The organism is Acidiplasma cupricumulans (genome assembly GCF_001402935.1).
Lineage (GTDB): Archaea > Thermoplasmatota > Thermoplasmata > Thermoplasmatales > Thermoplasmataceae > Acidiplasma > Acidiplasma aeolicum.
This window is the reverse complement of sequence record NZ_LKBH01000301.1, coordinates 1-8876: the sequence shown is the minus strand read 5'-3', so window position 1 is coordinate 8876 and position 8876 is coordinate 1. Positions and strand designations below refer to the sequence as shown.

Genomic DNA, 8876 nt, shown 5'->3' with positions numbered 1-8876 from the left:
TTATTATAATTTAGTTGCAGTGCCTTTTGATTGCGTTCCGGATTTTACATTAAAGATTATTGACGCTATTATAAGTGCAGCCATTGGGAATATTGTTGCATAAATTGCCATCCTTACTGAATACAGATCAGAAATCAGGCCAAATACAAATGGTATAAAGAAGAATATTACATCCATTATAAATGTAAAAACAGAATAAACAATGTTCAGATATTTTATATCTATGCTTGTGGCAATATAATAGCTTGATATAGGGTATATGGTTCCGTGGGGAATTCCCAGAAATATTAGGCCAATTATAAATACGTAAATATAATCGGTGAGACCAAGCATGGCATATCCTGCAATGCTTAAAATAAATGATGCATACATTATTATGTCCCTATTTTTTACAGTTTTCAGTGAAAGAAACATTCTGGATGCAAATGATATTGAAAAGAAGACTGCCAGGAAATAGAAAAATATATCCGGATTTATTCCATAGTATTCCCTGCCCATTATGCTGCCATATGTTAATAACAAAATGAATGGAAATGCATATGAAATGTTTCCAAACATGGCAAAAAGTACCTTCCCCTGTTTAAGTGAGTATGACGCCTTTGAAAGTATTTCCCTGAAGCCTATTTTTTTATTGTCTGAGCTTATTTTTATTTTACCTGATAGAATCAGCATTAATATTGATGATGCCAGTGAGATAAAGAAGAAGATAACAAAAGCATACCTGATTGTTAAAAATGATATTACATAGCCCTGTAAAAGCACTCCAAATATAAGGCTCAGGGATAATGATGCAGTGTAGGCAGCTATATATCTGTCCCTCTTATCAGGCGGTGATATTATATTGGTTACTGTCATGAGCAGAGGCTGAACAACACCCATTGAGGATCCTGTTATAAATGAAAGCACAAGAACCTCATAGATATTTTTGGTAAATATAAATGCAAAAATGGATGCTGTCATGATAAATAGAAATAATGTTATCATTTTCGGCGTTTTTGATATGTTTACACGCCCATTAATTAAAATATTTGAAATAAGGGCCCCAATGCCGTATAGTGTTGCGGTTAATCCAACAAAAATAAGGTTTGCAAGGAGAACATATTTTGAGAAGACCGGAACAACGGTCATAAGCATGTTTGTGGATGCCCTCATTGTGAATGTAACTGAAAGAAGTATAATTAGATTGATAAAAATTAATTTACTATTGGCATTATTCATTTGTAAAGTATTACAACACATTATTTATTCTTAACTGAAATATTTATTAATGCAATGATGACCCTAATTAAGATAAGAAATGTTATATATTTATATACATTATTTAATATGACATGGATAGGAATAGTTATAAAAATAAAAACTATAGAAATTATAGAAATGATCAGAAAAGATCGGTAAAAAAGCTTGATATGAGGAAGAATGAGGAGTTTAATTATATGCTTGGCACCATAGTCAGGGATCTCCCGGAGAGTGTTAGGGGCGCACTTCGTGGTGGCATATATTCAATTATGTCCAAGCAGGGCACCAGGGAGGCCAGGGATTTTATAGTTAAAAAGAAGAATGACGGTGTAATCACAGAGGATATGGAAAAAAATCTACTGGATTTAATATATGCTTACAGCAAGTACAGGTAATTTAATAATATTATAAGATTTATTGTATTTGCTTTATTTTTCAATTTAATATTTTCCTTAATTTTATTCCATTTCTTTGAATAAAAAACATTAGTATCCCGGGAATTAGAAGGATTACAGCAAGTGCAATATAAAATGTGCTTGTGGCTATTCCCATAATTATCATGAATATAAATGCTATAAATGTTATTATTGAGATTAACAGGTATAATATATTTTTACTTCCCTTAAATAGATAAATTCCTGAAAAAGCATCAAATGCAAATTCCATCATCAGGAAAATTCCTGAAATGGACAGAAGCTGGGCGAAAAATGATTCTATGGATGGTATAAACAGCATAAATGCGTTTATTGCCTCGGCGGTAACAGCGATTATAACAAGATTTGACCATGGGCTTTTATATTTTTTATGAGTGTAACCAAAAATTTGTGGAAATAAATGATCCCTTGACATGGCATACCATGCCCTGCTCAGTATATATGTTGTAAGCCATAATGAACTGGCTGTGGACGCTATTACTGCTATATACATGATAACCGCATATTTTGGTATTATGTATGATGCCCATTCAGCAAGCGGGTCTATACTTCCAGAAAGAAGGTTTAAGGGTGTTTCAGCATCCATAAGCGTCATGGTTATCATGTATATTGAAAAGACTATTAAAAATCCCATAATCCCGGTTGTACCAGGCCATTTTTCCCTGTTAAAGGATTCTTCAGAGGCATATGAATCTATTTCCCAGCCATCCATAATGGTTGCAATAACAGGAAATGCCAGTACAAATGCGTATGGTTTTTTTACTATTTCATTAAATGAAAAGAACCATGAAAATGATATGTGGTTTACCATATGATCCGGAAGGTAATATATTGCAATTAAAGAAAACATTATAATAACAAAAAGCTCTACTCCAAGGAACAGCTCTGTTATCTTGGCAGTGGGCCTTGCCCCCAAAATACCTGCAATTAACGTAATTAAAATCCAGAAGGACCCCAGTATGAATATGGTAAATGCATTATTTAAAAGGCTGGAACTTATTATGCCCAGAGAGTATAAAAACTGTGCAGTGTACTCCCCTGCAGGTATAACTATTGGTGGAATTGAAAAAAAGTATGCAAGTGTAATAATCCATGCCTGAAAGGACCCATAGGATTTTGACACTATTTTGCTGCCCCAGAAATATGATGCACCAGCATTTGGATATAATCTATTAAACTTTCTGAATATAATGGATGCAAAAAGGTAAACGGGAAATACAATTATAACGCCCATAATAGAATAGATGCCAAGGTAAAAGGCAATAACACCATATGATGCTGCTATGCTGAACGCAGGTGCAACACTTGATGTTGAAAGGGATGCCAGATCCATAAATTTATGTACATTATTCCTTAGCTGGCCCACAGAGAAATCGTATTTCTTTGAATAAGCACCGTCCTTATGCAATAGATCACCTTGCTAAAGTATATTTACTTTTTAGTAAGTATACTTTAATATTTAAAACTATCCACAGACAAAATATTTTTATATGACATTATAAATGTTCATATATTATAACGGGATTTCAAGCCATGGATTATGATGTTGATGTTGTCATAGTTGGTGGCGGCCTTTCAGGTCTTTCAGCTGGAATAACAGCCACAAAAAACAATTTATCCGCAATAGTTCTTGAACGCGGCGATTACTCCGGGTCTAAAAATGTTACCGGCGGCAGGATGTATGTTCATTCACTAAGGAAACTTTTGGGAGACCAGTTTTCTGATGAATATCTGGAACTGCCGGTGTATAAGGATACATATGAAATATATGCTAAGGATGGAAAAATATCATTTTCCTTTGAGGAAAAAAATAAGAAAAACAGCTACACAGTGCTCAGGTCGAAATTTGACAGGTATTTATCAGGGATCGCCGAGGAAAATGGCTGTACAGTATCATATTCCACACTTGTAAAGGGAATTTCAAGGGAAAATAATCTTATCAATGTAATAACAGACAGGGGGGATATTAAAACACCACTGGTAATAGAGGCTGATGGGTCAGCCGCACTTATATCAAGGCTTCAGGGTAGGAGGCTGCAGCCAAAATACAATATGCTGGGCGTTAAGGAGGTTATTGAAAATAAGACAGACAGGGATTATGGAGAAACAAGGACAATTCTGGGATTAACAGGGGACCTTAAGGGCGGTGCCTTTGTTTACGAGAACAGGGATACATTATCTGTTGGATTCACCGTTAAGATAGAATCATTGCAGGATGATGCAAATAACCTAAAATCCTCAGATTTAATAGAGCAGGTCAGGGAAAAATTGGGCATAGATGGAAAAATGCTTGAATACTCTGCACATATGATACCCTATTATGGATATGGCAATCTGCCACCTGTAAACTATGACAACATACTTGTTGCTGGTGATTCTGCAGGTTTCTTAATAAATGATGGCTTCACCATAAGGGGCATGGACCTTGCCATAGAATCGGGCATGATAGCTGGAAATGCTGCCAAAATTATATTGGATTCTGGTGATTATTCAAACACAGAAATATATAAGAAAATGCTTGATGAATCATTTATTATGAATGACATGAAGGTTGCATGGCCCATGTTTAATCTTCTGGGTAATAAGGATCTATTTACAAAGTATCCGGACTTTTTTACCGGTGTTCTTTCTGAGTTAATGAACGTGGATGGTAAAAATAGGAGAAAGCCTGTAAATGTTGTTTTTGATCAGGCACATCAGAATGGACTCAGTGTTGCATCCATTCTGCGTGATGCAATGAGGGTGATGTAAAATGGATATATTAAAAAGGCTGGCATTAAATAAATACGAAACTGGAAACGAGTCGCATATTAAGGTGAATACAGATATTTGCAGAACGTGCAAATATAAGCCCTGTACAAAGGTTTGCCCTGCGGGTACCTACGAGGCAAATGAAAAGGAGATACTTACAGTACACTATGAGAGATGCCTTGAATGTGGCGCAGCACTTGTGGCCTGCCCGTTTGGAGCAATTGAATTTACCTTCCCTGAAAAGGGTATAAGCTACACATACGGATAAAAAATAATTTTAAATATAAAATTTATCTTTATTTTCTTTTATCATTCCTGACCTGGAAAGATTTTTCAGTATGTTTGAAAGATTTACCCGTGATGTATCAAGCCCGTAATTATCTCTTAATATTTTTTCTGCGGCATCAAGATCCAGTGGTTCACTTAAAAACTTCTTAAGCAGATTGTATGTATCCTCATAAACATTCCATGGAAATATGAACCATGCCCAGTCATTTTTTTTAATTCCAATGCCAAAATAATCGGGCCGGAAGGATGCCTCATTGACATAAAGCATTGATGCTGATTTTACCACGGAAGGATTTAATGATTTAATGTAATCAAGGGCCACCTTCATGCTTTCTCCGGTATCGGTGATGTCGTCAACAAGGAGCACCTTTTTGCCAGACATGTCATAATTTGTTTTACCTGCAAGCACTGCCTTTCCATCCATATTTGCTGTTAATCCCCAGTGTTCTGTTTTTATTGATATTAATTCCTTTTTAATCAGATAATCCGAAATCATTCTTGCCGGAACAAGGCCACCCCTTGCTATGCCAACAATAACATCTGGGTTATATCTGTCCTCAAGAACCATGTCGAGTATGCCTGAGCACCAGTCTTCAATGTCCTGCCATGTTACATAAACTGCCTTAAATTCCATTATTATCCATAGTTTAGTGATTTTAATTATTTTAAGGTTCTTTTATGAATCCATGGAAATATTTAATATTAATATTAAAATAAAACCTCATGGATTTTTCATTTTCAGAGGAGGAACAGCTTATAAGGGAAACAACAGCGGAATTTTTGAAAAGATATCTTGAACCTGTTGCAGATTCCATTGATACCAATGAAAAAATACCTGAAAGTTTTTTAATGGCCGCAGGTTCTCATGGCATTATATCACCGCTTATTGATACACTTTATGGTGGATCAAAGCTATCATTTATGGATGCTGCAATAATATCGGAGGAAATAGCAAAGGTTGATACAAGCATGGCAACCTCTGTATATTATTTACTAAACACATCATGGGCTTATATATTGCAAAAATATGGAAATAACTTTATAAAATCAAAAATATTACCAGATATTGCAATAGGAAAAAAATTTATAGGCATTGCATCAACAGAGGCATCTGGTGGAAGTGATGTTGCTGCCATTAAAACATCAGGAGAAATAAAAGATGGAAAAATTATTATAAATGGAGAAAAGGCCTATATAAGCGGTGGAATTGAGGCAAAAAATAATGGTGGCGGACATTTAACACTGGTAAAAACCGATAAAAACGGTGGGCATAAGGGAATTACCATGGTTTATGTGCCTGCTGACAGCCCGGGCATCGAAATGTATAAAATTAACAACATGGGCAGGATGGGCATATCAACATGCATAATAAGGTATAACAATGTTGAAATCCCGGAAGAAAACATTATTGGAAAGGTAAACAAAGGGTTCTATTATGCCATGGATGGCTTTAACCATGCAAGGATTCTTGTTGCTGCAGCCTGCAATGGATTATCCGATTCCATCCTTGAGAAGGGGCTGAATTACATTAAACAGAGGAGTGCATTCGGGAAAAAACTTGAAGAATTTCAGGGTGTATCTTTCAAATTTTCTGAATTAAAAACAGAACTTGAAATGTCAAAGCTTTTAACATACAAGGCTGCGTACCTTGCAGACACTGATTCAAATGATCTATATATATACAGTGCAATGTCCAAGTTTAAGGCACCTCAGATTGCACTTGATATAGTAAAGAATGTCATGATGTGGTTTGGTGCATATTCATACAGCACAGAGGCTGGCCTTGAGAAAAGTGCAAGGGGGATATTCAGCTACCTTGTGGGTGCAGAGGGTGCATTAAACATTATGAATTTAATAATATCAAAGGCATTTATGGGCCTATGAAATATTATCATTAATATATGTTTTAACAATCTTTTTAAGTGCAACACGCATGATTTCTGATAATGTTGTTGTGGATATTCCAAGGGATGCTGCTATCTCTGTCAATGATTTTTTCCGGTCGAGTTCAAAATAACCATAATCAAATAACTTTTTAATTATATCCTTTTCCCTGGATGTAAGCTCAAGGTCGTTTGAATAGGTAACATCAATTATTTCAGGGTCAAGGCCTGCCTCATCCATTTTTTCCTCAAGCTCCCTAAGTTTTGCCCTGTTGGATACAAGTATCCTGTAAAGAACATAATCAGAACCAAGGGATTTATTGCTGAGTATTTCAACATCTGCAGTTGCCATAAAATGGCATGCAGTGCAGCTAGGACCCTCTGCCCATATCTTATTTTTTCCCACATTAATAAAGTTCCTTGAAACTTTTTTTAATTCGGATATTTTATCATAATAATCATCATCCTTATTGAATGATATACAGTGAAGCGTATAATTTTCTCCTATTTTCAACCTTTTTATATCAACATCATGAAAGTTTTTGGTTATAAAATTTGTAACCTCGCAGTCTGTTCGGTGAAGTTTTATAAGGGCTATAACCGAGCCCTTTGATTTTTCACTCATAAAATGTATATTTATTTGGTATTAAAAAATATTGTTAATATACATTAAAAAAATAATAAAAAATTATTGTTTCCTTTCCTTTTTATTTGTTTCATTGTTGGGTTCATAACTGTAATTATTATATTTCGTCCTGTACCATATGGCAGTCATTACAATGGTGACTATGACAAAGAAGCCAGTGATTGCAACAGAGTATGAGCTTGGATCATACCCATTGTATGTGCCCGATGTCAGCGCTGCGGTTATTATTACTATGCCAACCATTGTTATTATGAATGCCTTAATGCCAGACTCACTTTTGCATTTAGGTTCTGAACCCTCCCTTTTAATTTCAGTTTGCTCTATTTCATCTTTTTCAACCATTTACTCCACCTTCCTGTATATTATATGTGCAACAACCAGAAGGAATATTATGACAAATATGAAGAATTCCAGACTGCTTACTGCCATCTGAAGGTCTCCGCTTAATATATGACCTGATGCACATCCATCTGCCATTCTTGCACCAAGAAGCATTAAGAATGCACCTGAAAATGCACCTGCTGCCCTTTTAATCTGGCTGTTCCCAAATCTGGCCTTCCATGATGGTGGAATTACATTATTAAATGACTGAAATCTCCTTGTGAAGAATACTGATGCAAGGAATGCACCAAATAATGTGCCTATATCACTGAAGGGTTCCCAGCCTATTGTATGAACAACCAATGTGCTGTACTTCCATGTTCCTGCTGGTAGCCATAGCTTTGCAACTATCCATGAATATGTGGTTGATTCACCAAATATCTGGTGAAGGAACATTTCCAATACAACGGTTAAACCTATGATTATACCAACAGACATCATAACAACGCCAAATAATTTTGATGAAACAGTCCAGTGATAATTCACCTTCTCAGGTAAATTGTTCTTGCCTAGAGGCATTGATGATCCTTCAAGAAGCATGCCGGCAGTTTCCACATACTGTGCCTCCTCCTCCGGGCTTAATTTTGTATTTTTGTGCAATGAGTTGTATGCACAGCTCTTTCCATGCTTGTACCTTGGTAGGAAATATGCAATTGAGAACATTATTATGGCCCAGGCCACTGCTATGCCAAAGCCCACTGTTAGATTTGTATCGACCTTACCACCAAAGTATATCAAACCAAAGTTATCATATGTTACAAGCCAGTGACCGAATGACGTCTGGTATATTAATGTCCATGCTGCAGCACCCAATAAGCCACCAAGCACGGCGAAAATTGCATCCCTTCTTCCCTCGCCAAGTGCCATCCATACTGTGCCAGGCACGTATCCGGATATTGCTATACCTGTACCAAATATTGCGCCGCCCAGTGCAACACCCCAGACGTAATCCGGTTTAATTCCCCAGTGGAATCCAACACCAAGTGCTGCCAGGCCATATAATGCCAGAGCGCCTGCACCTATTGCAATTGCTATACACCCAACAAAAAGACGGTCTTCCCATTTACCCAATCTTATGAGGACCTCAGGGTTTGATATGCCCCATGCCTCTGCAAGGCCACCTATTAACATCCCTATAAAAAGGCCTATCCATTCCCATGCTGTTACGCTTATCATATTTTATCCTTCAATATGACTTTTTTGTCATATTAAATGAATAATTGTATGGTAATATTTTAATTAAATAACTAATAT

Annotated in this window: 10 protein-coding genes; 4 read left to right on the top strand and 6 right to left on the bottom strand. The window is 36.1% G+C overall.

Features of this window, described 5'->3' with window-relative positions; translation table 11 throughout:
* Positions 1-3: 3 nt before the first annotated feature.
* Positions 4-1218, bottom strand: coding sequence for an MFS transporter (locus AOG55_RS08485; RefSeq protein WP_055041173.1), 1215 nt, complete (start codon positions 1216-1218; stop codon positions 4-6).
* Positions 1219-1331: 113 nt separating this feature from the next.
* Here AOG55_RS08485 and AOG55_RS08480 point away from each other — a divergent pair, with 113 nt between their 5' ends.
* A complete protein-coding gene (locus AOG55_RS08480; protein WP_048101902.1) occupies positions 1332-1634 on the top strand; it encodes a hypothetical protein in 303 nt (100 codons plus the stop codon).
* Between the two features lie 40 nt (positions 1635-1674).
* On the opposite strand, the gene AOG55_RS08475 is transcribed toward AOG55_RS08480, so the two are convergent.
* The gene (locus AOG55_RS08475; protein WP_231563431.1) at positions 1675-3081 is read right to left on the bottom strand and encodes an APC family permease; all 1407 of its coding nucleotides are present in this window, start codon (positions 3079-3081) and stop codon (positions 1675-1677) included.
* Between the two features lie 125 nt (positions 3082-3206).
* Here AOG55_RS08475 and AOG55_RS08470 point away from each other — a divergent pair, with 125 nt between their 5' ends.
* Positions 3207-4424, top strand: a complete 1218-nt coding sequence (locus AOG55_RS08470) for an FAD-dependent oxidoreductase (RefSeq protein WP_048101903.1) — start codon at positions 3207-3209, stop codon at positions 4422-4424.
* Between the two features lies 1 nt (position 4425).
* Positions 4426-4692, top strand: a complete 267-nt coding sequence (locus AOG55_RS08465) for a ferredoxin family protein (RefSeq protein ID WP_048101904.1) — start codon at positions 4426-4428, stop codon at positions 4690-4692.
* A gap of 9 nt (positions 4693-4701) precedes the next feature.
* Here the strand turns inward: AOG55_RS08465 and AOG55_RS08460 are convergent, their stop codons facing one another.
* Positions 4702-5346: a phosphoribosyltransferase gene (locus AOG55_RS08460; RefSeq protein WP_048101905.1), complete on the bottom strand. Its 645-nt coding sequence runs from the start codon at positions 5344-5346 to the stop codon at positions 4702-4704.
* A gap of 89 nt (positions 5347-5435) precedes the next feature.
* Here AOG55_RS08460 and AOG55_RS08455 point away from each other — a divergent pair, with 89 nt between their 5' ends.
* Complete coding sequence (locus AOG55_RS08455; protein WP_048101906.1) at positions 5436-6596, top strand: acyl-CoA dehydrogenase family protein; 1161 nt, start codon at positions 5436-5438, stop codon at positions 6594-6596.
* Here AOG55_RS08455 and AOG55_RS08450 read toward each other — a convergent pair.
* The 3 genes from AOG55_RS08450 to AOG55_RS08440 form a co-directional block, all read right to left on the bottom strand.
* On the bottom strand, positions 6591-7220 hold the full coding sequence (locus tag AOG55_RS08450; RefSeq protein ID WP_048101907.1) for a helix-turn-helix domain-containing protein: 630 nt from the start codon (positions 7218-7220) through the stop codon (positions 6591-6593). The genes AOG55_RS08455 and AOG55_RS08450 overlap by 6 nt on opposite strands.
* A 63-nt stretch (positions 7221-7283) precedes the next feature.
* Positions 7284-7583: a hypothetical protein gene (locus AOG55_RS08445; RefSeq protein WP_048101908.1), complete on the bottom strand. Its 300-nt coding sequence runs from the start codon at positions 7581-7583 to the stop codon at positions 7284-7286.
* Complete coding sequence (locus AOG55_RS08440) at positions 7584-8798, bottom strand: YeeE/YedE thiosulfate transporter family protein (protein WP_048101909.1); 1215 nt, start codon at positions 8796-8798, stop codon at positions 7584-7586.
* Between the last annotated feature and the right edge of the window lie 78 nt (positions 8799-8876).

Coding starts and splice junctions, on each gene's coding strand:
- AOG55_RS08465 (WP_048101904.1), top strand. CDS start 4,426: ATGGATATATTAAAAAGGCTGGCATTAAATAAATACGAAACTGGAAAC.
- AOG55_RS08440 (WP_048101909.1), bottom strand. CDS start 8,798: ATGATAAGCGTAACAGCATGGGAATGGATAGGCCTTTTTATAGGGATG.
- AOG55_RS08450 (WP_048101907.1), bottom strand. CDS start 7,220: ATGAGTGAAAAATCAAAGGGCTCGGTTATAGCCCTTATAAAACTTCAC.
- AOG55_RS08480 (WP_048101902.1), top strand. CDS start 1,332: ATGGATAGGAATAGTTATAAAAATAAAAACTATAGAAATTATAGAAAT.
- AOG55_RS08455 (WP_048101906.1), top strand. CDS start 5,436: ATGGATTTTTCATTTTCAGAGGAGGAACAGCTTATAAGGGAAACAACA.
- AOG55_RS08445 (WP_048101908.1), bottom strand. CDS start 7,583: ATGGTTGAAAAAGATGAAATAGAGCAAACTGAAATTAAAAGGGAGGGT.
- AOG55_RS08460 (WP_048101905.1), bottom strand. CDS start 5,346: ATGGAATTTAAGGCAGTTTATGTAACATGGCAGGACATTGAAGACTGG.
- AOG55_RS08485 (WP_055041173.1), bottom strand. CDS start 1,218: ATGAATAATGCCAATAGTAAATTAATTTTTATCAATCTAATTATACTT.
- AOG55_RS08470 (WP_048101903.1), top strand. CDS start 3,207: ATGGATTATGATGTTGATGTTGTCATAGTTGGTGGCGGCCTTTCAGGT.